General features: G+C 71.5%; 20 protein-coding genes. 8 read left to right on the top strand and 12 right to left on the bottom strand.

The features are described from left to right. Positions 1 to 30 precede the first annotated feature (30 nt). Together Aiant_RS37890 and Aiant_RS37885 are read right to left on the bottom strand one after the other, a co-directional pair. Positions 31 to 1,446 carry a glycosyltransferase family 39 protein gene (locus Aiant_RS37890; protein ID WP_189331456.1) on the bottom strand — a complete coding sequence of 472 codons (1,416 nt, stop codon included), beginning with the start codon at positions 1,444 to 1,446 and terminating at the stop codon, positions 31 to 33. A 98-nt stretch (positions 1,447 to 1,544) separates the two neighbouring features. Next, positions 1,545 to 3,818: a putative bifunctional diguanylate cyclase/phosphodiesterase gene (locus tag Aiant_RS37885; protein ID WP_189331457.1), complete on the bottom strand. Its 2,274-nt coding sequence runs from the start codon at positions 3,816 to 3,818 to the stop codon at positions 1,545 to 1,547. 170 nt (positions 3,819 to 3,988) lie between these two features. On the opposite strand from Aiant_RS37885, the gene Aiant_RS37880 reads away from it, so the two are divergent. Next, positions 3,989 to 4,468, top strand: coding sequence for an STAS domain-containing protein (locus Aiant_RS37880; RefSeq protein WP_189331458.1), 480 nt, complete (start codon positions 3,989 to 3,991; stop codon positions 4,466 to 4,468). Here the strand turns inward: Aiant_RS37880 and Aiant_RS37875 are convergent. After that, positions 4,442 to 5,431 (bottom strand): DNA topoisomerase IB, encoded by a 990-nt coding sequence (locus tag Aiant_RS37875; protein ID WP_189331459.1) that lies wholly within the window; start codon positions 5,429 to 5,431, stop codon positions 4,442 to 4,444. The genes Aiant_RS37880 and Aiant_RS37875 overlap by 27 nt on opposite strands. Positions 5,432 to 5,469: 38 nt before the next feature. Next, positions 5,470 to 7,710, bottom strand: a complete 2,241-nt coding sequence (locus Aiant_RS37870) for a catalase (protein WP_189331460.1) — start codon at positions 7,708 to 7,710, stop codon at positions 5,470 to 5,472. 118 nt (positions 7,711 to 7,828) lie between these two features. On the opposite strand from Aiant_RS37870, the gene Aiant_RS37865 reads away from it, so the two are divergent. Further along, positions 7,829 to 8,212 (top strand): hypothetical protein, encoded by a 384-nt coding sequence (locus tag Aiant_RS37865; RefSeq protein ID WP_189331461.1) that lies wholly within the window; start codon positions 7,829 to 7,831, stop codon positions 8,210 to 8,212. Between the two features lie 47 nt (positions 8,213 to 8,259). On the opposite strand, the gene Aiant_RS37860 is transcribed toward Aiant_RS37865, so the two are convergent. After that, positions 8,260 to 9,030 (bottom strand): SigB/SigF/SigG family RNA polymerase sigma factor, encoded by a 771-nt coding sequence (locus Aiant_RS37860; RefSeq protein ID WP_189331462.1) that lies wholly within the window; start codon positions 9,028 to 9,030, stop codon positions 8,260 to 8,262. A 290-nt stretch (positions 9,031 to 9,320) separates the two neighbouring features. Here Aiant_RS37860 and Aiant_RS37855 point away from each other — a divergent pair, with 290 nt between their 5' ends. Then, positions 9,321 to 10,478, top strand: a complete 1,158-nt coding sequence (locus tag Aiant_RS37855) for an RtcB family protein (protein ID WP_189331463.1) — start codon at positions 9,321 to 9,323, stop codon at positions 10,476 to 10,478. 1 nt (position 10,479) lies between these two features. On the opposite strand, the gene Aiant_RS37850 is transcribed toward Aiant_RS37855, so the two are convergent. Then, positions 10,480 to 11,631, bottom strand: a complete 1,152-nt coding sequence (locus tag Aiant_RS37850) for an ATP-binding protein (protein WP_212846653.1) — start codon at positions 11,629 to 11,631, stop codon at positions 10,480 to 10,482. 28 nt (positions 11,632 to 11,659) lie between these two features. Next, complete coding sequence (locus Aiant_RS37845; RefSeq protein WP_212846649.1) at positions 11,660 to 12,343, bottom strand: GAF and ANTAR domain-containing protein; 684 nt, start codon at positions 12,341 to 12,343, stop codon at positions 11,660 to 11,662. Positions 12,344 to 12,826: 483 nt separating this feature from the next. Here Aiant_RS37845 and Aiant_RS37840 point away from each other — a divergent pair, with 483 nt between their 5' ends. After that, entirely contained in the window at positions 12,827 to 13,894 is a 1,068-nt protein-coding gene (locus tag Aiant_RS37840) for a hypothetical protein (RefSeq protein ID WP_229830222.1), read from the top strand. Positions 13,895 to 14,766: 872 nt separating this feature from the next. Here the strand turns inward: Aiant_RS37840 and Aiant_RS37835 are convergent. Both Aiant_RS37835 and Aiant_RS37830 read right to left on the bottom strand, forming a co-directional pair. Then, entirely contained in the window at positions 14,767 to 15,498 is a 732-nt protein-coding gene (locus tag Aiant_RS37835; protein ID WP_425322730.1) for a TIGR03943 family putative permease subunit, read from the bottom strand. A gap of 5 nt (positions 15,499 to 15,503) precedes the next feature. Continuing rightward, positions 15,504 to 16,487 carry a permease gene (locus Aiant_RS37830; protein ID WP_189331466.1) on the bottom strand — a complete coding sequence of 328 codons (984 nt, stop codon included), beginning with the start codon at positions 16,485 to 16,487 and terminating at the stop codon, positions 15,504 to 15,506. 94 nt (positions 16,488 to 16,581) lie between these two features. Between Aiant_RS37830 and Aiant_RS37825 the strand changes: the two genes are divergently transcribed. Beyond that, a complete protein-coding gene (locus Aiant_RS37825; protein ID WP_189331467.1) occupies positions 16,582 to 17,043 on the top strand; it encodes an NUDIX domain-containing protein in 462 nt (153 codons plus the stop codon). 27 nt (positions 17,044 to 17,070) lie between these two features. Here the strand turns inward: Aiant_RS37825 and Aiant_RS37820 are convergent, their stop codons facing one another. After that, on the bottom strand, positions 17,071 to 17,952 hold the full coding sequence (locus tag Aiant_RS37820; RefSeq protein ID WP_212846647.1) for an amidohydrolase family protein: 882 nt from the start codon (positions 17,950 to 17,952) through the stop codon (positions 17,071 to 17,073). A gap of 99 nt (positions 17,953 to 18,051) precedes the next feature. Between Aiant_RS37820 and Aiant_RS37815 the strand changes: the two genes are divergently transcribed. Both Aiant_RS37815 and glxA read left to right on the top strand, forming a co-directional pair. After that, a complete protein-coding gene (locus Aiant_RS37815; protein ID WP_189331836.1) occupies positions 18,052 to 18,840 on the top strand; it encodes an IclR family transcriptional regulator in 789 nt (262 codons plus the stop codon). 123 nt (positions 18,841 to 18,963) lie between these two features. Further along, complete coding sequence (gene glxA / locus Aiant_RS37810; RefSeq protein ID WP_229830224.1) at positions 18,964 to 20,862, top strand: radical copper oxidase GlxA; 1,899 nt, start codon at positions 18,964 to 18,966, stop codon at positions 20,860 to 20,862. A gap of 12 nt (positions 20,863 to 20,874) precedes the next feature. On the opposite strand, the gene Aiant_RS37805 is transcribed toward glxA, so the two are convergent. After that, positions 20,875 to 21,906, bottom strand: coding sequence for a glycoside hydrolase family 6 protein (locus Aiant_RS37805; RefSeq protein WP_229830226.1), 1,032 nt, complete (start codon positions 21,904 to 21,906; stop codon positions 20,875 to 20,877). A gap of 243 nt (positions 21,907 to 22,149) precedes the next feature. Here Aiant_RS37805 and Aiant_RS37800 point away from each other — a divergent pair, with 243 nt between their 5' ends. Beyond that, positions 22,150 to 24,126 (top strand): glycosyltransferase family 2 protein, encoded by a 1,977-nt coding sequence (locus Aiant_RS37800; protein ID WP_189331470.1) that lies wholly within the window; start codon positions 22,150 to 22,152, stop codon positions 24,124 to 24,126. Here the strand turns inward: Aiant_RS37800 and Aiant_RS37795 are convergent. Further along, positions 24,111 to 24,707 carry a TetR/AcrR family transcriptional regulator gene (locus Aiant_RS37795; protein ID WP_189331471.1) on the bottom strand — a complete coding sequence of 199 codons (597 nt, stop codon included), beginning with the start codon at positions 24,705 to 24,707 and terminating at the stop codon, positions 24,111 to 24,113. The two genes, Aiant_RS37800 and Aiant_RS37795, sit on opposite strands and share 16 nt — an antisense overlap. Positions 24,708 to 24,817 lie beyond the last annotated feature (110 nt).

The following is a 24,817-nucleotide window of genomic DNA, read 5'->3' as shown; positions in this document are numbered from 1 at the left end:
CCAGCCAGTTCCACCGATCCGGCGCGCGGTTCAGCTTCTGCGCTCCAGCAGGGTGATGGTGAGGAGCGGGTACTTCCAGGTCCCGACCGGCCGGTAACCCCGGCTGATCCGCTGGCGCTTCCCCGGCGCCATGTCCTTGAGCGGGTCGCCGGCGTCGTCGACCCGGATCACCCAGATGCGCGGCGGATCACCGAGGCAGGCCGCGGCTGGGCACTCCCGGGCCAGCAGACGGCCGCCGGTGCGCTGCGGCGCGACCGCGAGCACGTCCGGGGGCCGCGGCGCGGGCAGATACCGCTGATAGATGTCGCGCGCCGCCCACGGGATGCTCGGGTGCGTGTCCGGAAAGACCGCCACGTCCCCGTCCCGATAACGGGGCCCGATCACCTGCGCGATCCGCGTCGAGTCCTCGGCATGCCCGGCCGGCTCGCGCAACTCCAGCTGAACCGGGAAGGAGACCAGCAGGGTCACCGCCACCGCCGCGATCGCCTGCGCCTGACCGGCCCGCAACGCGCCGACGGCGGCCAGCACGGCCATCGGCGCCACCGCGATCAGCACGTAGCGCCCGACCCAGATCGGATGGACAGTTCCGGTCAGCAACAGCAGCACCGGCGGGACGAAAGCCGCCCCCGCAAGAGCCAGGAACGCGGGCTCCCGCCGGGTGCCGAGCACCGCGAGGACGATGACGATGCCGCCGACCGCCGCGGACGCGAACACGTTCTGCGGCAGCCCCTGCCAACTGTTGACGTCGGCCAGGGTGATCCAGGAGACCTGCGCGTTCTGCCTGGCTCCCGCCACTGCGAGGAGCAGTGCGGGTACACAGCCGACCGCTGCGGGCACCGCCCACCACCAGCGCAGCCGCCGGGCCGTCAGAGCGTGCCCGGCCACCATCAGCAGGCCGCCGAGTGGATGCGCGAGCCCGGCCGCCGCGACCGCCGCCGCATAGCCGACCGCACCGCCGACGGACGGCCGCTCGATGATCCGAAGAAGACACCAGAGGGCCAGGGCCGCGAAGAACATGACGATCGCGTACGGGCGGGCCTCCTGCGCGTAGCGGGACACCGCCGGCACCGCGGCGAACAGCAGCCCGCCGAGCAGCCCGGCCCGGTCCCCGCCCACCCGGCGCCCGATGACCGCCACCAGGATCGTGGTCCCGACGATCGCGAGTGCCGACGGCAGCCGCAGCGCGACGGTCCCGGTCCCAGCCACGGCCGTCCACACTTTCATCGCCGCGTAGTACGGCGTCACCACCGCGTCGACCGCCCCGGACAACTGCCACAACTGCGACCAGGACAGTCGCACCGCGCCCCAGGTGGCCAGTTCATCGGCCCAGAGCGCGGGCCCGGTCAGCCGCCAGCCCGCGAGGGCCGCCACGGCCAGGGCGACCGGACCGACCGGGCCGATCGACCCGAACGTCGTGATCTTGGTGGGGCGCGGTGGCGCGAGCACGGTGATGGGGACGCTCCCAGGGGTGACGCGAGATCCAGGGCGCGCAGATGTTACGGAGGTCAGGCAAACGGGCGGTGGACGTACCGAAAAATGTCGGGTCAAGCCGCGACGCCGCACCGGGATCGGGCCTCGATCTCGGCCGCCGGCAGCGGCCGGGCGTAGTGGTAGCCCTGCGCGTAGCGGTACCCGAGCCGGTACAGCTCGGCCGCCTGCTCCGCGGTCTCCACGCCCTCGGCCACCGCCCGCAGGTGCAGCCCGTCGCAGATGCCGATCAGCGCGGCCACCACGACCGCGTTCTGCCCGCCCTCGGTGATGTCGTCGACGAACGACTTGTCCACCTTGAGGATGTCGGCCGGGCAGGTGCGCAGCAGGCCGAGCGACGAGTGCCCGGTGCCGAAGTCGTCGAGCGCGATGTTGACCCCGAGCTCGGCGATAGCCCGCAACTCGGTCAGCGCCGTGCCGCCGTCGAACACCGCGGTCTCGGTCACCTCCACGGTCAGCACGTGCGGCGGCAGCCCGGTACGCCGCAGCACCGCCTCCACCTCCTCGGCGAACCCGGCCTCCCGCAACTGGCGAGCCGAGACGTTGACCGTGACGGTCCGCGGCGCGTCGTCCTGGAGCGTGGCGAGCCAGTCGGCCGCCTGCCGGCACGCCTCCTGGAGGATCCACGAGCCGAGCGGGACGATCAGCCCGGTGCGTTCGGCGGCCGGGATGAAGACGCCGGGGCCGACCGGGCCGCGTTCCGGATGGGTCCAGCGGACCAGCGCCTCGACGCCGTAGAGCTCACCGCCGGGCATCGCCACGATCGGCTGGTAGAGCAGGTAGAGCTGGTCGGTGTCGAGCGCGGTGCGCAGGTCGGCGGCGAGCCGGGACTGCTCGGCGGTGCGCTGGTCCATCTCGGCGGTGTAACTGACCTGCCGGCCCTTGCCCTGCCCCTTGGCTTCGTACATCGCCACGTCGGCGCGGCGCAGCAACTCGTCGGCGGTCTCCCCGGCGCGGGCCGGGGCGAGCCCGACGCTGGCCTCGACGACCAGCTCGTGGCCGGCGGCGTGCACCGGCCGGCGGAGCTGGGCGGCGATCGCGCCGAGCGTCGCGGCGTGGTCGCCGGAGCGCAGCAGCAGCGCGTACTCGTCGCCGCCGAGCCGGGCGAGCACGGCGTCCGGTGGCAGCTCGGCGCCGATCCGCTCGGCGACCGCGACCAGCAGCGCGTCGCCGACGGCGTGCCCGAGGTCGTCGTTGATCTCCTTGAAGTCGTCCAGGTCGATGAGCACCACGCTGACCGCGCGTGGGTCGTCGGCCAGCGCGCCGGTGATCTCGTGGACCAGCACGGTGCGGTTCGGCAGGCCGGTCAGCCCGTCGTGGGTGGCCTGGTGGGCCAGTTCCCGCTGCCGGGCGTCGAGGTCGTCGAGCAGCAGCGCGTTGTCCCGCAGCGCGACCGCCTGCCGCAGCGCCACCAGGACCGTCACGCTGACCGACCCGATCGCGATGACCACCAGGTCGGCGGAGTGGGTGACCGCGCTGAACAGCAGCAGGCCGCCGGTGGCCAGGACCGCCGCATAAGGCATGACGCTCAGCCGGCGGGTCACCGGGCGGGGCTGCGGCATGCCGGCCCGGGTGGCCCGCAACTGCCGGTCGGCGGCGAAGCACAGGCACAGGCAGGTGGACGGCAGCAGCACGTGCGCGGTGTTCAGGTAGGGCTTGTCGGCGAGCAGCGGCGCCAGCGACCCACCGCCGGCCCCGACCGCGCCGGTCAGCGCGAGCAGGTGCAACGCACGCCGGTCGATCGGCCCGGTGCCGGTGAAGGCCACCTTGACGAAGGCGAAGACACAGATGACGCCGGCCGCCAGCACGATCAGCACGGTGATCGCACCGCCCACGCTGTCGCTGATCCAGCTCTCCCAGCGGGGATAGATCAGGTGCCAGCAGAAGGTCAGCACGGTGACCAGCACGGTGGCGATGTCCAGGCCGAACCGGATCCACTCGATCCGGGCCCGGCGGGCACCCGGGATGCGCATCAGGCCGGCCAGGAAGGCGACCAGGCCGGCGATGTAGACCGCCGCGGTGGCACCGCTGATGTGCTGACCCTGCTGGTTGCCGCTGAAGTAGTCGTAGGCGTTGCCCCCGGCGGCCAGACCGATCAGGGTGATGCCGACCGAGGCATAGCGCCACATGCCGCGGCCGAGGCCGGCGGCACGCCAGGAGGTAACGGCCGCGACCGGCACCGCGACCAGCAGCGGCAGCCAGCCGACCACCGGCGGGGTGGGGTGGATCAGGCCGATGCAGAACCAGATCGCCGCCAAGCCGACCAGCCCGCCGGCGGCCGCGAGGGTGCGCGTCAACCGCCAGGGCGGGACGACCGGCGGATGTGTCACGAAGATCTCATCGGCTGACCGGGGCCCGGGATGAGAAAGTCCGACCGATCCCGCCGACTTCGTTCCCTGCACAGTTCACAGCCGGATGTTCGCTTCGGGTAATGGCCGGAGCGCGGTTGCCACGCTCAGGATGGTGGTGCCACGGGAAACTCGCACCGACGGAAGCGATCATGGTGAACGCCGACCCGCCCGCCGCCCGGATCCGCACCCACGGACCGTCTGCCCGTGGTGTCTTCTGCCTGATCGCCAGCGGCGAGTTCGACCGGGACAACGCCGACCTGATCCAGACCGCCGTGTGCGCGGCGCTGGCCGCCGGTCGTCACACCATCGTCGTCGACCTGGGCCGGGTGACCTTCCTCGACGCCACCACGGTCAATGTCCTGGTCCGCTGCCAGAGCCTCGCCGCCGCGCATCGCGGCAGCCTGTACGTGCGCAACGCACGCCCGGTGGTAGTCCGGGTCCTGGACGGCACCGGTACCCACGAGATGCTCACCGAGGCCGAGGCCGCGGCCTCCGGGCCGGCGGAGCTGGTGGCGACGTCCCGGTTCCTGGTCGACCGCGCGCACACGCTGCGCGCCGAGACCCGGCGGATCATCGCCACCATCCACGCCGATCGCCGGCGGTCAGGACGTGGCCGAGTCGCCGAGTAGGCGGCGGACCTCGCGCTCGTCGCCGCGGCGGGGCGCCTCGCCCTTCTCGTACCGCTCCAGCAGGCGCGGGTCGACGTACGACGCCCGGGCCACCGCCGGAGTGTTGCCGAGTTTGTCGGCGACCTCGCGCATGGCCCGCGCGACGACCTTGCGGCGCTTGGTCTTCGTGGGTTGCGGGCCCGCCTCGGCGAGTTCCGCGGCGGCCGTCACGGTGCCGTGCCAGGTGCGGAAGTCCTTCGCGGTCATCGGGGCGCCGCTGATCTCCCGCAGGTAGTCGTTGACCGCGTCGGCGCGGATCTCCTGCCAGGTCCGCGTGGACGGGTTCCAGTAGGCGAACAGCCGCTCCTGCCCACGCCGGCGACGCTTGAGCGCGTCGAGCACCTGGGCGACCTCCCCGTCCTCGACCACCCGCGAGTGCTCGACGCCCGACTTACCCGGGAATTTCAGCATCAGCTCGCCGCGGCGCCGGAGGACGTGATCGGGACGCAACGTCGACAGCCCGTAGGACGGGTCCTCCTCCCGGCTCGCCGAGGCGTCCCCGCCGACCCGGAACATGCCCAGGTCGAGCAGTCGGACGATGGCGGCGAGGACCCGATCCCGGGTCAGCCCGCGACCGGTCGTCAGGTCCTCGCACAACCGGTCGCGGATCTTCGGCAGGCGGCCGGCGACCTCCCGCACCCGATCGAACTTCGCCTCGTCGCGGGCCGTGCGCCAGTCCTCGTGGTAGCGGTACTGCTTGCGCCCGGCCGCGTCGAGCCCGGTCGCCTGGATGTGCCCGCGCGGGTCCGGGCAGATCCAGACGTCCTCCCAGGCCGGCGGGATGACCAGCTCCTTGATCCGGCGCAGCGTCTCCGGATCCGTCACCGCAACCCCGTCCGGGTCCAGGTAGCGAAACCCGCGCCCGGACCGCCGCCGGCTGAGACCAGGCTTCTTCAGTACGCTGCGCCGCAACCGTTTCGTCATCGCCGGGGTGATTCCCGCAACGGCCGTCGATAAACGGGTCAGCCGATCGTCGCCGGGAACCGGTCCCAGACCCGGTGCGTGGCCATCAACTGCTGCACGGCGGCCAGCACGCCGGTCGCCGTGTCGTGCGTGACCACGCCCGGTGTCCCGGCCAGGCCGACCCGGCTCAGGAACTCGGCGCCCGGGCCCCAGGCGCCGATCGCCTTGGCGTGCCGCCAGCACTCGTCGACCAGCAGGTTGACCCGCGGGTCGACGGCAGCGTTGCGCGGCGCCCCGGCCTTCTCGTCCCGGGCCGGGATCGCGTCCGGGGCGGGCACCGGCGCGGCGGCCAGCAGCAGCGCGTCGTACTCCACGGAGCGCGCGGTGCCGAAGGTCCGCTGAACGGTCAGCCCACCGACCTTGCCGCCGTGCGGCGCGATGATCAGCGGCACCATCCCGGCGTCGGCGATCGCCTCCCGGATCTCGGCCACCCCGTCCAGATCGGTGTCGTCGACCACGATGCCGATGACCCGGCCGTCGCTCGGCCACTGCTCCCCGACCTGGGACAGCGCCGGGCTGGGCGCGACCTCGGGCAGTTCGCCGGCCGGCTGCGGCGCCGGCATGCCGAGCCCGGTGGCCACCTGCTCGCAGAGCACCGGGTCGATGTTGGCCAGGCACTGCAACTGACGCTCGCGGATCTGCTGGTGGTAGACCTTGCCGAGCTCGAAGGTGTACGCCCGGACGATGTGCTCCTTCTCCACCGGCGACATGCTCTGCCAGAACAACCGCACCTGGCTGAAGTGGTCGCCGAAGCTCACCGGGTTCGCGCGGATCTTGGGAGCCTCGGCCACCCGGACCGGGACGTCGACGAATCCGTCGTCGCTGGTGAACGGGTTCCCGCCGTCCAGCGAGTTCGGCCGGTAGGGCGCCACTCCGGCATGGACGGCCTGCTGGTGGAAGCCGTCCCGGAGCATGTCGTTGACCGGCGCGTGCGGCCGGTTGATCGGAATCTGGTGGAAGTTCGGACCGGCGAGCCGGGTGAGCTGCGTGTCGACGTACGAAAAGAGCCGCCCCTGCAACAGCGGATCGTTGGTGACGTCGATGCCGGGCACCAGGTTTCCCAGGTGGAAAGCGACCTGTTCGACCTCGGCGAAGAAGTTGGTCGGGGTCCGGTTCAGCACCAGCTTGCCGACCCGCTGCACCGGGGCGAGTTCCTCCGGCACCAGTTTGGTGGGGTCGAGCAGGTCGATCCCGGCGAACGTCTCGTCCGGCGTGTCCGGGAAGACCTGCAATCCCAGCTCCCACTCGGGGTACGCGCCGGCCTCGATCGCGTCGTAGAGGTCACGCCGGTGGAAGTCCGGGTCGACCCCGCCGGTCAGCTGGGTCTCCTCCCAGACCTGCGAGTGCACGCCGAGCTTCGGCTTCCAGTGGAACTTCACCAGCACGGTCTCGTCGGCGTCGTTGACCAGCCGGAACGTGTGTACGCCGAAGCCCTCCATCATCCGGTACGAGCGCGGGATGCCCCGGTCCGACATGTTCCAGATGGTGTGGTGCTGTGCCTCGGTGTGCAGCGAGACGAAGTCCCAGAACGTGTCGTGCGCGCTCTGCGCCTGCGGGATCTCCCGGTCCGGGTGCGGTTTCGCGGCGTGGATGATGTCCGGGAACTTGATCGCGTCCTGCACGAAGAAGACCGGCATGTTGTTGCCGACCAGGTCGAACGTGCCCTCGTCGGTGTAGAACTTGGTGGCGAACCCGCGGGTGTCCCGGACCGTGTCGGCCGAGCCGCGCGAGCCGAGCACGGTGGAGAAGCGGACGAAGACCTCGGTCTCCTTGCCCTTCTCCTTGAGGAACCCGGCCCGGGTCAGGTTCGCCGCGGTGCCGTAACTGGTGAACACGCCGTGCGCGCCGGTGCCGCGCGCGTGCACCACCCGCTCCGGGATCCGCTCGTGGTCGAAGTGGGTGATCTTCTCGCGGAAGTGGTGGTCCTGGAGCAGGATCGGGCCGCGCGGGCCGGCCTTCAGCGAGTGGTCGGTGTCGCGCAGCCGGGCGCCCTGAGCCGTGGTCAGGTAAGGGCCCTGCTGACCGTGCGCGGTGGACGGCGTCCCGGTCTCGGCGCCGGTCGGGGTACGGGTGTCCGGCTGTCCCTGCTCCGGGCTCGGCGGCAGCGGCTCCACCGGAGTGGTCGGCTCCTCGACCGTCGGCGTTCCGCTGCCGGGCGCGCCGGGCACGTCCGGGTGCTTGTCACTGGTCACCGCCGTGACGGCATCCTTGATCACTTCAGCGGGCGTACGGGATTCCATCCGGACAAACCTCCAAATAAGGGAGTGCGGCCGTCATCGCATACCCGAGCACGCGGGAGCCAAACGAATCACGTAAAGTGCTCGCACTCCGGTCCCGTCACCCCTTTGCGAGCGCCCGATGGCCGTCCTGTCGATCACCATGCGCCGCCCGGCCGGCGGCTTCATCTACGACCTCACCCAGCCGAAACTGTTCATCGACGGCATCGACCACCAGCTGCCGAGCTGGGGTCAGTACGCCTTCGAGGTCCCCACCGGCCCGCACAAGGTCGAGGTCTACGTGCCGTATGTCTTCCCCCGCAAGGCCGGCAAGGCCGCTGTCGAGGTGGTGATCCCGGAGCAGGGCGTCGCCATGGAGTACATGGCCCCGTCGATCACCTTCGCCAAAGGCTCCCTCGGCCCGGCCGGCCAGCAGAAATCCGCCGGCTTCAGGGCCATCTGGGCCGTCAACGCGGTCGTCATCGCCTTCGTCGTCATCGTCCTGGCGGTCAGACTCTTCTCCTGAGGCAGCCCAGCCAGGCCGGTGACGTCCGGCGCCGTCTCCATATCATTCTATGCCGGATAATTCATGGATTGTCGCAATTTGACGATGGCCTGCGACAAGATCCGTGACACGTGCATCTGGGACACCCCGATCCGCTCGCCGATCTGGGCCTGGGTGAGGTTCCCATGGAAGCGCAGCGCGATGATGTGCTGCTCGCGCTCGGTCAGCCGGGCCAGCGCGGGACCGAGCATCAGGTGCAGCTCGGCCTGCTCGTAACCGGGGTCGACGCCGCCCAGCGAGTCACCCAGTTCACCGTCACCGTCAGTTCCGATCGGGGCGGACAGCGAGGCCGGCCGGTAGGCATAGGCACCCTCCAGCCCCTCGATCACGTCCTCCTCGCTGATCCCCAGGTGCCCGGCGATGTCCGCGACGGTCGGCACCCGGCCCAGCCTCTGCACCAGGTCAACACGCGCCCTGTTGATCGCCATGTTGAGTTCCTGGAGCCGGCGCGGCACCCGGATGTTCCACATGCGGTCACGGAAGTGGCGTTTCAGCTCGCCGAGCACCGTCGGGATGGCGTATCCGGCGAACTCGCCGCCGCGCTCCGGGTCGAAGCCGTCCACCGCCTTGAGCAGGCCGACCGTGGCGACCTGGGTGAGATCTTCGAGGTCTTCGCCGCGGTTGGCGTACCGCCGGGCCAGCCGCCGCGCCATCGGCAGCCACGCGCTGATCACCCGCTCCCGCACCGCCGGCCAGGAGGGGTCCTCCCGCGGCGTCGCCATCATCGCTTCCAGCGATGCATCGTCGAGGTCGGCGAACGGAACGGTGGACGAGCGCATGACGCTCCCTCCTCGGGCGAGGGGCGCCACATGCCGGTTCCGCTGGCACCGCAGACGCACCCGATGCCCTGTTGCACACCCGGATGTCTCGGCGCCCTGTTTGACCGATGCCCGAAACCCTAACCGCACGGCCTACGTCCCGCCAGCCGAAAGTATGAGGTCCCCCAGATAGCACCCATAAGCAGGACAACAGCCCAACCCCACAAACCCGATTTGCGTACGCGAATAAATCGGACGTCCCGAGAGCGGGGGTCGTGGCAGGATCGCCTGGATCGCGGGAGGAGCCACACGTGCAGAAGATCAACGAACGCCTCGTCAACTGGGCCAGCATCCTGGAGGACGAGACCCGCCAGCAGGCGGAGAAGGCCTCCCAGCTCCCCTTCATCCACCCGCACATCGCCCTGATGCCCGACGCTCACCTGGGCAAAGGCGCCACCGTCGGCTCGGTGATCCCGACACTCGGCGCGCTCATCCCGGCGGCGGTCGGCGTCGACATCGGCTGCGGCATGGCCGCCGTCCGCACCCAGTACCGTGTCGAGGACCTGCGCCCGGACCGCAGCAGCCTGCGGGTCGCCATCGAGCGGGCCATCCCGCTCTCGGCCGGCGGCTACAACACCAAGCTGACCGACTCGGCCCGCAAGCGGGTCGAGCAGCTGACCGCCCAGGCCGGCTTCGACCCGGCGCACTACGCGCGCAACTGGGAGCTCCAGCTCGGGTCGCTGGGCAGCGGCAACCACTTCATCGAGGTGTGCCGCGACGAGCACGGCTGGGTGTGGCTGTTCCTGCACTCCGGTTCCCGTGGCGTCGGCAACAAGATCGCGAGCCACCACATCCGGGTCGCCCAGGAGCTGATGACCCGGCGCGGTATCACCCTGCCCGACCGTGACCTGGCCTATCTGGAGGAGGGCACCGACGAGTTCGCCGCGTACCTCGCCGAGCTGCGCTGGGCGCAGAACTTCGCGCTGGCCAACCGCGACGAGATGATGGACCGGGTGATCGCGTGCTTCGCCAAGTTCGCCGGCGGGCCGGTCGAGCAGCGCGACCGGGTGCAGTGCCACCACAACTACACCGAGCAGGAGACCCACTTCGGCAAGCAGGTCTGGGTCTCCCGCAAGGGCGCCATCAACGCGGAGAAGGGCCGGCCAGGGCTGATCCCCGGCTCGATGGGCGACGCCTCCTACGTGGTGGCCGGCAAGGGTGACGCCACCTCGCTGAACTCGTCGCCGCACGGCGCCGGCCGGGCGTACTCCCGGTCGAAGGCGCGCAAGACCTTCACCCGGGAGCAGCTCCGGACCGCCATGAAGGGCATCGAGTTCCGCGACACCGACGCCTTCCTCGACGAGATCCCGCAGGCCTACAAGCCCATCGACGTGGTCATGCGGGACGCCGCCGACCTGGTCGAGATCCGGCACACCCTGCGCCAGCTGGTGAACGTCAAGGGCGACTGACCTATCGCCCGGGCGGCGGCCCGGACAGGTCGGAGGTGCCCATGGGGTATCGCATCAACAGCCGGGTGCCGGTGTCGCCGGTGTCGATGTCGACGTCCGCGCACACGCTCCTGATCAGCCAGAGACCGCGGGCCGTGGCGGCGTCCCCGCCGGGCCGCTCCGGGATCCCGCGGCGGTCCTCGGGGATGCCCGGCCCCTGGTCGCTGACCTCGGCGAACAGGTTCCCGGCATGCCGCCACAGCACGAACTGGCCGAGGCCGCCGCCGTGCACCACGGCGTTCACGACCGCCTCGTGCACGGCCAGGACGAACTTCGCGGCGTCCGCCTCCGGCAGGCCGTGCCGGACGACGGCGGTGTGCACCATGCTCCGCAGCGCGGCCAGGGTCTCCCCGTCGAACCGGCGGATGAGCAGCATCCGCACCTGCCCCCAGGCACCGCTCGCCGGGTCGTCGTAGTCGCCCGCGGTCACCGCCGCCGCGACGTCGCTGAGCCGCTGCCCCACCCGGGCGGCGAGCCGGCGCAGCTCGGCGAACGCGGTGGCCATGTCCAGGCCGAGATACTCGGCGAGCACGCCCTTGGCCTGTTCCAGGACCACCCTGCTGTTCATCGCGTGCTGCACCTGTTCGGCCAGGACCTGCCGGTACTCGACGTCGCGGTGTTGCAGCAGGCCGAGCGTGGTGATGTTCGCCAGGGCACGTGCGGTCTGCGCGTCGACCGGATCCAGCAGGCCGGGATCGGTGGAGAACAGGTTGAGTACCCCGATGTTTTCGTCTCTCAACCGCACCGGTACCGCGTGTGCGGCCCGGAATCCGGCCTGCCGGGCCCGGGCGGCGAACCGCGGCCAGCGCGGATCCGGGTTGGCGAGGTCCGGGTCGGCCACCCCGGCGCCCAGCCGGTAGCAGTCGACACACGGCCCCTCGGACATCTCCACCTCGAACAACTCGAGCAGGCGAGCCTGTTCCGAGGAGGACGCCATCAGCCGCAACGCGCCGCGCTGGTCACCGATCATGATGCCGGCCGCCTGCACGCTGAGCAGGTCGACGCAGCGAGTGGCCAGCACGTGCAGGAAGTCGACGATGTCGAACTCGGCCACCAGGGTGTCGGAGAGATCAACGAAGGCCTGCGCCCAGCCCTGCCCTCGCGACGTGCTCACTGCCGCCCCCTTCTCCCCGTCGTCCTGATCAGTGGAGATCGTCATCATTGTCCGTCTCGGTGAACCGCAGCCGCCGGGCGACCACGTCGGCCGCGACGTCGTCCAGGTTGCGCTCGGTCACGTAGGCCTGGGCCCGTAGCCGCAGGAACGCCGCCTGCACGGGCACCTGGAGCTGCGCGCTGATCATGCCGGTGGCCTGGTGCACCACGGCCCGGTGGGCGTGCGGGTCGGCGCCGGACCCCGGCCCGCCGGGCAGTTGCTCGGCCAGCAGCAGTTCGGTGGCGGCGTCGGCGAAGGCCAGCGCCTCGGCCAGGTCGTCACCGGCCAGCCGGCCCGGCCCCGGCCGGTACAGGTCGATCACCCCGAGACAGATCGCACCGACCTGGAGCGGCAGCGCGAACAGCGCCCGTGCGCCGGCACTGACCGCGGCCGGCGCGAACACCGGCCAGCGGTTGCTCCACAGCTGGTCGTCGAGATCCTCGACCAGAACCGGCCTCCGCCCGTCGAACGCCTCCCGGCACGGCCCCTCACCGAGCACCACCTGGAGATCCTCGACCTCCGCACTGACCGCGTCGCTGGCGTAGCGAATCTGCTGAGCCGGCAGCGTCGTCATCAGCGCCATGCCCGCGCCGCCCACCCCGGGCAGCCCGGCCACGCAGGCGTCGCACAGCCGCCCGACATCCGGACCGAACTCCGCCACGAGCTGCGCCACCCGCCCACGATGACCCTCACCGACCATGGTCATCGCCGGTCCGCGACAGACTTCCGCACGGGGCCCGCATCACACGGCCCCCGGTCCTGCGCCGAACGCACCAGGCATCGGAACCATCGGCATCCCCCCGGCAACGGGCTGAACAACGACTGCTCACCTCCACCCTAGGCGCGCACCCCAGCCACAGCCCCGCCGATTATGTCCCACCCCAGCCCCCGACAACACAATCAACCCCCTTTCAGTACGCCGACAGCACGCCCCCACCGCCCCAGCCCTCCGCAGCCCGGTGCCACCCAGCCTCCCGCCCCGCCGCGCCCCACAGCCTCGGCCGATCCCCGAGCCGACGTCCGCGCCGCCGCCCACCCCTCCGCCTTCGCTCAACGCGACCGAGCGCCGCCCAGGCCGCTGTCTCAAGACCGCTGCCACGCGCCCCTGGCCACCGCACGGCCGGGCGCCGGCCGGGGCACCGGCTAACATCGCGGGGTGCCGGAGCGTGGACGCCTACTTCGTACGCTGGTGGGTCTCGGGGTGGCGCTCGCCGCAGGCGGGGCGCTGCTGTTCGGCGCGCCCGCACGATCCGGCGAGCCGCAGCCTCTCGCCCTCGCCGCCACCTGGCCGCAGGCGGAGCGGGGCAGCGTGCCGTCGAAGTTGCCGGACGGCAGCGAGTACTCCCCCGGCCTGTTCCTGGACGCGAAGACGTCGGCCGGAACCGCGCAGAGCCAGGACGGACACACCCTGCGCCTGGTGCTCCGCCAGGCCGACGGCACGCTGCGTGAGCTGCGCAAGGTGCCGTCCGCGGACCGGGCGCCGTTCGCCGCGCTGACCGGTTCCGCGGACGCGCTGGTCTGGGTGGAGAGCATCGACGGCAAGCAGCAGTTGTGGACCGGCGGACTCCGGCACCCCGCCCGGATGCTCACCGCCGACGTGGGCGCCATGCAGTTCTACGACTCGCAGTACGACCTGGTCATCGCGGACGGCACCGTGCACTGGGTGGCGAGCGGTCCCGGCGACCAGACCGAGTTCCGGTCGGTCGCGCTGGCCGGCGGCCGGGTCACGATCACCCGCGAGGCCGGCACCTGGGCGCTCTCGGCCTGGCCGTGGGCGGTCGACGGCCAGACCTCGGCTCGCGGCGCCACCACCCTGCGCAACCTGGCAACCGGCCGGCGCATCGCGGTGCCGTCCGCGGACCGCACGGTCACCGCGTGCAGCCCGGCCTGGTGCCAGATGGTCTCGCTGAACACGGACGGATACGCCCGGATGGAACTGTCCCACCCGGACGGCTCGGCCCGGCGCAAGGTAGCCGAGGGAACCGTGGCCACCGCGATCACCGACGTGGCCGTGCTGGACCGCTTCGAGGTACTGGCCCGCATCGGCCCCCAGTCCGAACTGAGCGGCAACCAGGAACTACTGATCCACGACCTGAAAACCCGTCAAACCGTCCTGATCAGCCCCGACGCCGGAAACATCGCCTACCGCGCCGGCGTCCTCTGGTGGTCCACCGGCGACCAGTCCTCCTTCATCCGCAACTCCCTGGACCTGCGCACCATCTGACCAGCCCGCAGGCCATCCCGAGCTACCCGTTCCCAGCGAGCCACCCCATCAGCACAGCCACAACCTGACCGCCACCCGGCCGCAAAGCTCTACACCTGATCAGGCGATGCCTGGGCCAGGGCGCGGCTGTGAGGGGACGACTCCGCGTACGCGGGGAAGTCGCGGCCGTCGGCCCGCCGGACAGCGCCGAGACCGCAGACCTGCCGCCGTGTCGCGCCGGTCGGGCGGCGTGCGGAGTCACGGACACCACGGCCGCCGTGCGATCGGGCAGCACCCAGACCGCAAAGCGGCGTGCGGCATCAGCGATGCCACGACTGCCGCACCGTCGCGAAGCACCCACACCGCAGACCCACGGCCACGCCGCGCCCGCCGAACGGCGTGCAGCATCAGCAATGCCACGACTGCCGCACCGTCACGCAGCACCCACACCGCAGACCCACGGCCACGCCGCGCTCGCCGGACGGCGTGCGGCATCAGCGGAGCCACGGCTGCCGTGCCATCGGGCAGCGCCCAGACCGCAAAGGCCGCGGCCACGCTGCGCTCGCCGAGCGGCGTGCGGCATCAGCGATGCCACAGCTGCCGCGCCCTCGGACAGCACCACACCGCAGACCCACGGCCACGCTGCGCTCGCTGGACGGCGTGCGGCATCAGCGATGCCACAGCTGCCGCGCCCTCGGACAGCGCCACACCGCAGACCCGCGGCATGCTGCGCTGGTTGCGCGGCGGGCGGCGTCAGCGATGCCACGACTGCCGCGCCGTCGCGCAGCGCCCAGACCGCAAAGGCCACGGCCACGCTGCGCTCGCTGGGCGGCGTGCGGCGTCAGGGGCGCCGCGGTTGTTGTCGCGGCCGGCTCGGCCCGGGTGCCGCCTGGTCAGGCGTAGGGTTGTTTGGGCTCGTCGATTTCCCGCCAGGATTTCACGTCGAAGTAGGCGACCTGGGCCTGGTTCACCGGGTCGGTGCCGACCTGGCTGCTGTAGACGCCGACCACCTCGACCCAGGCGTCCGCGGGCGCGTCGATCGGCGCGCCGGCCAGCCCGATTTTGATCGGCCGGCCGTCAGCGGCGCAGCAGGTCAGCACCATCCGCGCCAGCATCGGCTTGCCGTCCGGGCCCGGCGTGATGAAGCCGGTCAACTGCACGTTGCGCCCGGCCAGGCTCTTGCCCGCGTCGAACACCGCCCGGGAGGCGTAGTCGAGCAGGCTCACCTCGACCGGATCGCCGGCCGGCAGCGGTGGATAGTCCGACGCGGCGGCCGGACCGACGCTGCCCGCCTGCCCCGCCGCGAACGACCCCAGCGCCGGCGGCGACACCAGCAGCAGCCCCAGCACCGGGAGCAGCAGCAGCCAGCCGACCCGCGGCTCATGATGCCCGTGCCCGTCATCGTCGTGACCGTGGCCGTGGCCGTCGTCGTGCGCGGGCTCCGGGGCGCCACGGCCGGCGCGGAGGTCGTACCAGATGGTCATGACGGCGGCCGCGACCAGCAGGATGCCCGCGAGCAGCAGGAAAGGCCGCAGGCCTTCCTTCACGTATCGGAGGAAGGTGTCGGTGATCGTCGCCTTGAGGATCGCGCCGCCGAACAGCAGCATGATCACCGCCTGGGTCATCCGGCTCACAGCAGCACCACCCCGAACAGGCTGCCGAGCAGGATCGCCGCGACGAAGGTGGCCGGAGCGAACCGCATCGCGAACCGGCGGCCGAAGACACCCGTCTGCATGGAGATCAGTTTCAGGTCCACCATCGGGCCGACCACCAGGAACACCAGCCGGGAGGTGAGCGAGAACTGGGACAGCGACGCGGCCACGAACGCGTCGGCCTCGGAGCAGATGGAGAGCAGCACGGCCAGGGTCGCGAGGGCGAGCACCGAGACGACCGGGTTGTCGGCGAGCGACTGGAGCCAGGCGCCCGGGATCACCACGTTGATGGTGGCCGCCGCAGCCGCGCCGAGCACCAGGAAACCGCCGGCGTGCATGACGTCGTGCCGGCAGGCCGCCCAGAACGCCCGCGCCTTGGAGGAGTCGTCCAGGTCGGGCCGGTGTGGCAGCCGGATCCACTCGGGCTTGCCGAGACGCAGCCACAGCCAGCCCATCGCGACCGCGACGACCAGGCTGGCCAGCCCGCGGGCGACCGCCATCTGCGGCTGCCCGGGGAAGGCGATCACGGTGGCGGTCAGCACGATCGGGTTGATCGCCGGCGCCGCCAGCAGGAACGCGAGCGCGGCCGCCGGGGTCACGCCGCGCCGGATCAGCGACCCGGCGATCGGCACGCTGCCGCACTCGCAGCCGGGCAGGATGACCCCGGCCATCCCGGCGGCCGGCACCGCGAGGGCCGGGTGGCTGGGCAGCGCCCGGGCCCAGAAGCTGCGCGGCACGAACACCGCGATGACCGCGGACAGCACCACCCCGAAGACCAGGAACGGGACCGCCTGCACCAGCACCGACACGAACACCGTCGCCCAGGTCTGCAGCCCCGCCCCGGACAGCAGCCCGGCCAGATGCCCGCGCAGCAGGACCAGGACGACGAGCAGCCCGGCGAGCACCTCAAGAGACCCGATCCCGGTGTCCTGCTCCGGTTTGGTCTTGGTCGACACGCTCACCAGCGGCTCCCCCTTCGTCTCGGGCCGCGTTGAAACTTAGCGCGCCACCGGGACAGTGAATTCACCGCGAACCAAAACTGGTACCCATGAGCGCATGTCCTTGACGCTGCGCCACTCCGTGCGCGGGATCCTGCTGACCGATGACGGTCGGGTCCTGCTCTGCCGCAACCGTGCACCGGGATCGATCGACGACGCGGTCTGGACGGTGCCGGGCGGCGGGATCGAGCCGGGCGAGACCCGCTTCCAGGCGCTCCGGCGCGAGTTGATCGAGGAGGTCGGTCTGGCGATCGAGGTGGAGCCGCCGCACGTCTGGCGGCGGGAGATGATCGGGCCCGGTCTCATCCCGGGCTTCGACGGTGCGATCCACGACTATTACGTGGTGCGGACCGCGGAGTTCGCGCCCAGCCCGGCGATGACCGCCGCGCAGCTGGCCGCCGAGCACATCGACGAGCTGCGCTGGTGGTCACCCGCCGAGATGGCGTCCTACCCGGGCCCGGACCGATTCGCACCGCACGACCTCGCCGACCGGCTGAGGACCCTGATCAGTCCTGGCTGACGATGCCGCCGCGCAGCGGCGAAGCGCTCATCGGTCGAACAACCTTCGGGCGTTCTTGCTGGTCAACTCGCGCCACGAGTCGTCGATCGTCCGGATCTGGGCGAGCGCGAGGGGCGCCGGGGTCCAGCAGTAGTCGCTGCCGTAGACCAGCTTCGAGGTGCCGAACGCGGCCTCGAACGCCGGTATCTGCCGCGGGAACGGCGTGCCGGCCATGTCGAACCAGATCTCGCTGAGCTGATCGATGACGGACGGCCCGTCGTCGCCGGCCAGGACCGAGTGGAACATCTGCATGCGGTCGGCGAGCAGCGGCAGCACCCCGCCGCCGTGGGTGAGCACCCACCGGATCGCCGGGTATCGCGCCAGCACACCACGAAACACCAGGTCCGTGGCGGTGCGTGCGGTGTCGAACAGGAACTCCAGCATGGGCCGGGGCAGGCCGAGGGAGATCTCGTCGGCGTGCGGCGGCGAGGTGGGGTGGACGAAGACGAGGGCGCCGCGCCGATCAAGTTCGGCCCAGAGCGGCTCGAAGCTCGGGTCGCCGAGGTAGGCGCCTCGGTGATTGGTCTCGACCACGACGCCGTCGGCTCCGAGCATGTCCAGCGCGTGCGCCGCCTCGGCGAGCGCGCCGTCCACGTCCGGCAGCGGCAGTGCGGCGAAGTGCCCGAACCGCGACGGGTACCGGCGGCACACGTCGGCGCCGGCCTCGTTGACCTCCCGGGCCAGCGCACGGGCGGCCAGGTCGACGCCGAAGTGCACACCCGGCGAGGAGATCGACAGGTACGACTTGCCGATCCCGCCGTCGGCCATCAGCTGGAGATGTGCCTCGGCGCTCCACTGCGGCCAGCCCGGCATCCCGTCCGGGTGCTCGATCCCGGTGGCACGGGCCGCGGCCACGTAGCTGTCGGTCACAAAATGGGCGTGTACATCAATAAATCCGGTCATTTTATGGCTCCTCTCGTCACATGCGACCGTAAGATCCGTGACCACTGCTCGGAACCGCCCGTGCCGATGAATGAAACACCGAAACGCGGCGGCCGCCCGCCCACCGGCGACCCGGTGATCGAACGCGCCTTTGCCCTGCTCACCACGTTCGACGCGGACCACCGGGCGCAGCCCCTCGCGGACCTGGCCCGGCGCTCCGGCATCCCCCGCTCCAGCGCGCTGCGCCTGGCCCGCACCCTGGTCGACGTGGGCGCGCTGGAACGCCTCGACGACGGCCGCTTCGTCGTCGGCCTGCACCTGCTGGAGATCGCCTCGCTCGCCCCGCGTGGGCACGGGCTGCGCGCCGTGGCGATGCCGTTCATGGAGGACCTGTTCCACGTGACCCGGCAGCACGTGCTGCTCGCGGTCCGCGAGGAGAACGAGGCACTGCTGGTCGAGCGGCTCTCCGCCCGCGACGCCGGCCCGGTGCGGTACCGGGTCGGTGGCCGGCTACCGCTCACCTCGACCGGGGTGAGCCTGGTGCTGCTCGCCCACGCGCCGGCCGACGTGCAGGACGCGGCCATCGACGGGTACCGGGCCGGTGACGGCGAGAACGACCTGCACACCCCGGCTGACCTGCGGCGGGCCCTGGCCGAGGTGCGCCGGGGCGGCTATGCGTACGGCCGGCAGCGAACCCCGCGGGCGATGAGCACGGTGGCCGCCCCGATCCGCGCGTCCGGCGAGGTGGTGGCCGCCCTGTCGGTGGTCGCGCCCAGCTCCGGCTTCGAGGCCGCGGCCTGTGGCATCGCGGTGCGGGCGGCGGCACGGGCCGTCTCCCGCCAGTTGTCCGAGGCGCACGGGCCGGTGACCGACTAGTTCGTCCACTTTCGAGGGATTGATGGAGCCCTGTCGCAACTCTAGCGTGCTACGGGTTGTCGACTTCGAGAGGTTTGCACCTTGACGCGCTCTGCAAGGAACCGTTTTGTCCGAAAAACCGTGGTGCCGCTCCTGGCCTTGACCGCCGTCGGCCTGGTCAACGTGCCACCGGTGTGGTCGGCGGTCAGCCGATGGCGGCATGAGCGACTGGTCAACAGCATGCCGTACAAGACGACACACGGCTTCTGGCAGACGATCGAGTTGCCGAAGGAGGTCCGGCTCAACGCGATTCACGCCGCGCTGCTGCCGTCCGGCCGGATCCTGCTGATCGCCGGGTCCGGCAACAAGATCGACCAGTTCAAGGCCGGCACCTTCAAGACGGTGGTGTTCGACCCGGCGACCGGCGCGGCCACGCTGGTGCCGACGCCGACCGACCTGTTCTGCAGCGGGCACACGTTCCTCCCCGACGGCAAGTTGCTCGTGGCCGGGGGCACGCTGCGCTACGAGGTGCTGGAGCCGGAGGTGACCCATGCCGGCGGCAGCATGACGGTCAAGAACGAGTCACCCGACGGGCCCCGGTCCTTCCCGAAGGGGACCGTGTTCGTGGCCGCCAACGGCCTGCGCTACACCGCCGGCGACGCGTTCACGGTTCCCTCGGCCACCAAGACGGTCCGCGGCAAGGGCAAGGTGACCGTCACCGCCGGCGCCACCACGGTGTGGGTCGACGCGGCGGGCGGCGGCGACCGGTACGCGACGAGCACCCGGGGCCAGTACCGCATCGAGGGCCTGCCCCCGGGCGCCGACCAGCGCAACCTGTACGGGCTGGCCGAGAAGATCACCATGGCCAAGCAGGACTACCAGGGCCGCAAGGAGACCTACGAGTTCGACCCGGTCACCGAGCGGTACCAGCGGGTCGCGGACATGCACGAGAAACGCTGGTACCCCACGCTGACCGGGCTGTCCGACGGGTCGGTGCTCGCGGTGTCCGGGCTGGACGGCGCCGGCCAGGTGGTCGACGGCTCGCAGAACGAGATCTACGATCCGGCCACCAAGAAGTGGACGGTCCGCAAGGATCTGAACCGCTACTTCCCGACCTATCCGACCCTGTTCCAGACCGCCGAGCCGGGGGTCCTCTTCTACACCGGCTCCAACTCCGGGTACGGGCCGGAGGACAAGGGCCGGGACCCGGGGCTGTGGGATCTGAGCGACAACAGCTTCCGCCCGGTGCCCGGCATCCGTGCCGCCGACCAGCTGGAGACCAGCATGTCGGCGTGGGCCGGGCCGGTGCAGAACCAGACCGTGATGGTGGTCGGCGGTGGCGGCGTCGGCGAGTCCCGCAAGTCCACCCGGCGGATCGACCTGGTCGACCTGACCGAGCGCGAGCCGCGGTTCCGGCCCGGGCCCGACCTGCCCGAGGGAACGCGGTACCCGAACCTGGTCACGCTTCCGGACGACACGACGCTGATCACCAACGGCGCCCGGGACTACCGTGGCCGCGGCGCCACCGACAACCACATCGCCCGGATCTACCACCCGGACACGAACACGCTGGCGGAGGCGGCCGACCCCGCGGTCGGCCGCAACTACCACAGCGCGGCGCTGCTGCTGCCCGACGGCCGGGTGCTGACCGTCGGCTCCGATCCGCTGTACGCCGACCGGAAGAACACCATCAGCGGCTCGTTCGAGCAGCGGCTCGAGGTCTACACGCCGCCGTACCTGTACCGCGGCGAGCGTCCGGCGATCACCGAGGGTCCGGCCGCGGTCGGTTACGGTCGGCAGGCCACGTTCGCCACCTCGGCGCCGGCGGACATCGCTTCGGTACGCCTGATCCGCCCCAGCGCCGCCACCCACATGCTCAACGTCGATCAGCGCTCCGTCGGCGTGAACTTCACCCGGCAGGCCCAGGGGATCACCGTCACGGTGCCGGCGGAGCGCACCCTGCTGCCGCCGGGGCCGTACATGCTCTTCGCGATCGACCGGTCCGGGGTGCCGTCGATCGCGCGCTGGGTGACGGTGTCCTGATCGGACCGCGGCTCACGCCGGGCGGGCGAGCTCCAGCGCGTACTCCGGCCACCACTGGCCGGCCGCGGGCTCGCCGGCCCGGCAGGCGCCGTCGGAGTCACCCGGATTCTTGATCCACAGGTACGCGTCGACCCGGGCCCGGCCGGTCTCCGTGGTCGGCGCGACGCCGAGCGCCCGGCCCGGCGGATTGCACCAGCGCGGCCCGCCCGCGATCTCCGAGCCGGGCACCGGACCGGCGCCGTTGCGGCTGGTGTCGATGACGAAGTGGGTGGCGCCGCCCAACTCGTCCGAGACTCGGTGCCCGAACGCGATGTTCTCGGCCGTCCCGACGAAGTTCGACACGTTCAACGCGAAGCCGTCGGCCCCGGCCACACCGGCTCGCCGCAGCGCCCGGGCCAGCCGGTCGGTGTCGGTGATCCAGCCCGGGTTGCCGGCGTCCAGGTACACCACCGCGGATCCGGTGTCCTTGAGTACGGCGATCGCGTCCCGCAGCAGCGCCGCCCGCTGAGCGGCGTCGTCCGCGCACCCGTCGACCAGGTGCGCGACGGCGTCGGGCTCCACGACGACCACCGCCGGACGGTGGTCGATCCCGGCCGCGAACTCCCTGATCCACGCCCGGTACTCGGCCGCGGACCCGGCGCCGCCGGCGCTGAAGTTGCCACAGTCGCGGTGCGGGATGTTGTAGGCCACCAGGACCGGCACCCGGCCGCTGGTCGCGGCACGGCCGACCACCTCGTCGACGCGGGCCCGCACCGGCGTGGGACCGCCGGTCATCCAGGTGGCGATCGGCCGGTCCGCGATCCGGGCGAGGGTCCGGGCGTCGGCGACGCGTCCCTGGGCCGTCCACTGGGCCACCTGCGCCGCGGCGTCGCTCGCCGGATCGACGTAAAGAGTGCGGCCGGCCAGCGGGTTGCCGTTCGCGCCGGGCGTCCGGACAGGAGCCACGCTCGCCGAGGGCGACCCCACCGGGGGCGCGCCGGGCGCTGCCGGCTCGTCGCGGCCGCACCCGGCCACGGCCAGCGCGACGGCGGTGGTGCCCGCCACGGTCGATCCCCACCAACGGCGTTTGGACGCCATCGCCACGGCGTTACCCCTTCAGGTCCGGACACGGAAGAAACAACAGCGTATCGGATACACCTCACCGGGTGACCCATAACGGACATACGTTTCAATACGGCAATTCAGGCCTGTGGGAACCGGATCCGGCTGCCTACGCTCTCGCAGCGCATGCCAACCCTCCCCTGCGTTCCGAGCGGTGGATGGCGCGCGTCCAGAAAGGATTACGGGGTGCCCGCAACCGCATCACCTCCCCACGGCTCGTGGGAACGGCTGGAGCACTTCAGCCGTCTGGCCGGCCCGCTGACCGTCCCGCCGGCCGACCGGCCCTACCGCGTGGAGTTCCGCAATCAGCGGAAGGTCGACGGCCGGTGGCGGCACGCCAAGGCGCTGCTGATCGCGGTGCTCAACGTGTGCTTCGAGATCTTCTTCTTCACCTGGCTGCTGCGCCCGGACCACATCGGCCCCACGTACGCCGGACCGGCCGCCGAGCTGGCCCGGACGGCCAACCTCGTGGTCATCGCCTCGATCGCCGTGGTGGAGATGCTGCGACTGGTCAACGTGATCTCGCTGTCGCTGGCCTCGATCGCCGCCCGTGACCCGATCCCGGTCATCCCCGATCCGGGTGTCCGCGTCGCCTTCCTGACCACCATCGTGCCCAGCAAGGAGCCGATCGCGGTGGTCGCCGAGACACTGCGGGCGGCGACCCGGATCCGGCACGACGGCGTCTTCGACATCTGGCTGCTCGACGAGGGCGACGATCCGGCCGTCAAGGCGGTCTGCGCCGAGCTCGGGGTGCGGCACTTCACCCGGCGCGGCATCGAGCGGTACAACCAGCCCACCGGCGCGTTCCGGGCCAAGACCAAGCACGGCAACTACAACGCCTGGATCGACGCGCACGGCGACGGGTACGACGTGCTGCTCTCGGTCGACCCGGACCACGTGCCGCTGGCCAACTTCGCGGAGCGGATCCTGGGCTACTTCCGGGACCCGGACGTGGCGTACGCGGTCGGCCCGCAGTGCTACAAGAACAGCGAGCAGTTCGTCACCCGGGCCGCCGAGTCACAGCAGTTCCCGTTCCACAGCGTCATCCAGCGGGCCGCCAACCTGTACGGCACCCCGATGCTGGTCGGCACGAACAACGCGATCCGGATCGAGGCGCTGCGCAGCATCGGCGGCCTCAGCGACTCGATCACCGAGGACATGGCCACCGGACTGGCCCTGCACACCAGCCGCAACCCGGAGACCGGGCGCCGCTGGAAGTCGGTGTACACCCCGGACGTGCTCTCCGCGGGCGAGGGGCCGACCAGCTGGAGCGACTACTTCAGCCAGCAGCGCCGCTGGTCGCGGGGGACCTTCGAGATCCTTTCCGGTACGTACTGGCGGCGTTTCGGGAAGCTGTCACCGGCCGCGATGATGCACTACACGCTGATCACCACGTTCTACCCGTCGATGGCGATCGGCTGGCTGCTGGGCATCCTCAACGCGATCCTGTTCCTCGGCCTCGGCGTCACCGGCATGACCATCGCGCCGCAGACCTGGCTGGCGCTGTACACCGACGCGACCGCGTTCTCACTGTGGCTCTACATCCACAACCGCCGTTACAACGTCAGCCCGTACGAGCCGCCGGACTCGTGGGGCCTGACCGGCATGCTCATGTCGATCATCGCGGCGCCGCTGTACGCCGGGCAGCTGTGCAGCACGATCACCCGGCGGCCGGCCCGATTCGTCGTCACGCCCAAGGGCGACAGCAGCAGCCAGGACGGCATCCGCACGTTTCGCAACCACCTCGGCTGGTGTGCCGTCCTGCTGATCGCGATCGCCGTCTCGGTCGCCCGGCACTACGCCGGCGGGGCCGCGCTGCTCTGGCCCTGCACCAGCCTGCTGGTCTGCGTGCTCCCGATCGCGCTGAGCTACGCCGCCCCGCGGCTGGCCCACCCGGAGGCCACCACCCCGGCACCGGCCGCGGCGGCGGCCGGGCTGCTTCCCCTGCCCCGGCACCCCGGCGACATCACCAGGGAGATCCCGAAAGCCCTCATCCAGCAACACCTCACCGCCGACAGCCCGGCTCCCCGCACCGGCTCCGTCCCGGCCGGCGCCGCCACCGGCAGCGCCGCACCGCGAGCCCATCCCGTGGCGGCCACCTCCGGCCCCGGGCGGACCGTGCCCGAGCAACGGATGCCGGCGGAACCTCAGCGGACCGGCTGAGCGGTCGCGGCCGCGAGCAGCGCGCGGGCCGTCGACCGTACGGTCGCGGTCGCCTGCTCGCGGTCCTGACCCGCGACGTCGATCAGCCAGACGAGCGTCTCGATGCCGGTCGCCGACCGGATGGCGACCGCCAGGTCGTGGACGTCGACGTGCGGATGCGTGTCGCGCAGCGGCCGCAACGCGTCCTCGACCCACGCGATCGCGCGACCCTGGCGCATCGCCGGCCGGTCCGCCGCCGGATCCAGCGAGAGGCGCAGCGCGGCGCGCAGCTGGGGCTCCCAGGTGAAGTTGTAGTCGCAGAACGCGGTGATGAAGACGTCCAGCCGCTGCGGGAGGGTGTCCGGCGCGCCGGCGCCGAGCAGCGTCTCCGGTGAGATCTGCGGATGGGCGGCGAGCAACAGGGCCCGCTGGTTGGCGAAGTATCGGTACGCGGTGGTCCGGGAGATGCCCGCCGCCTCGGCGGCCTCCTCGACCTGCGGGGTCTCCCCGGCGGCCAGCAGTTTCCGGGTCGCCTCGACCAGCGCGGTGCGGGTGCGGGCTTTCTGCCCGGTGCGGCCGGTCTCCTCGTACGGTGTCGCCATCGCCCGCCATGGTACGCGGATCTTGAGGCCCCTTCCGCCGACGGCCACCGCGCCTGCCCTCTTGTTTCGTGCGCGTTAACAGCCATAGGATCGATGAGTGTCATTATGAA

Origin of the sequence: Actinoplanes ianthinogenes (genome assembly GCF_018324205.1) — a bacterium.
Taxonomy (GTDB): domain Bacteria; phylum Actinomycetota; class Actinomycetes; order Mycobacteriales; family Micromonosporaceae; genus Actinoplanes; species Actinoplanes ianthinogenes.
Note: the sequence above shows the minus strand (reverse complement) of the source record. Positions and strands in the feature narration are given on the sequence as shown.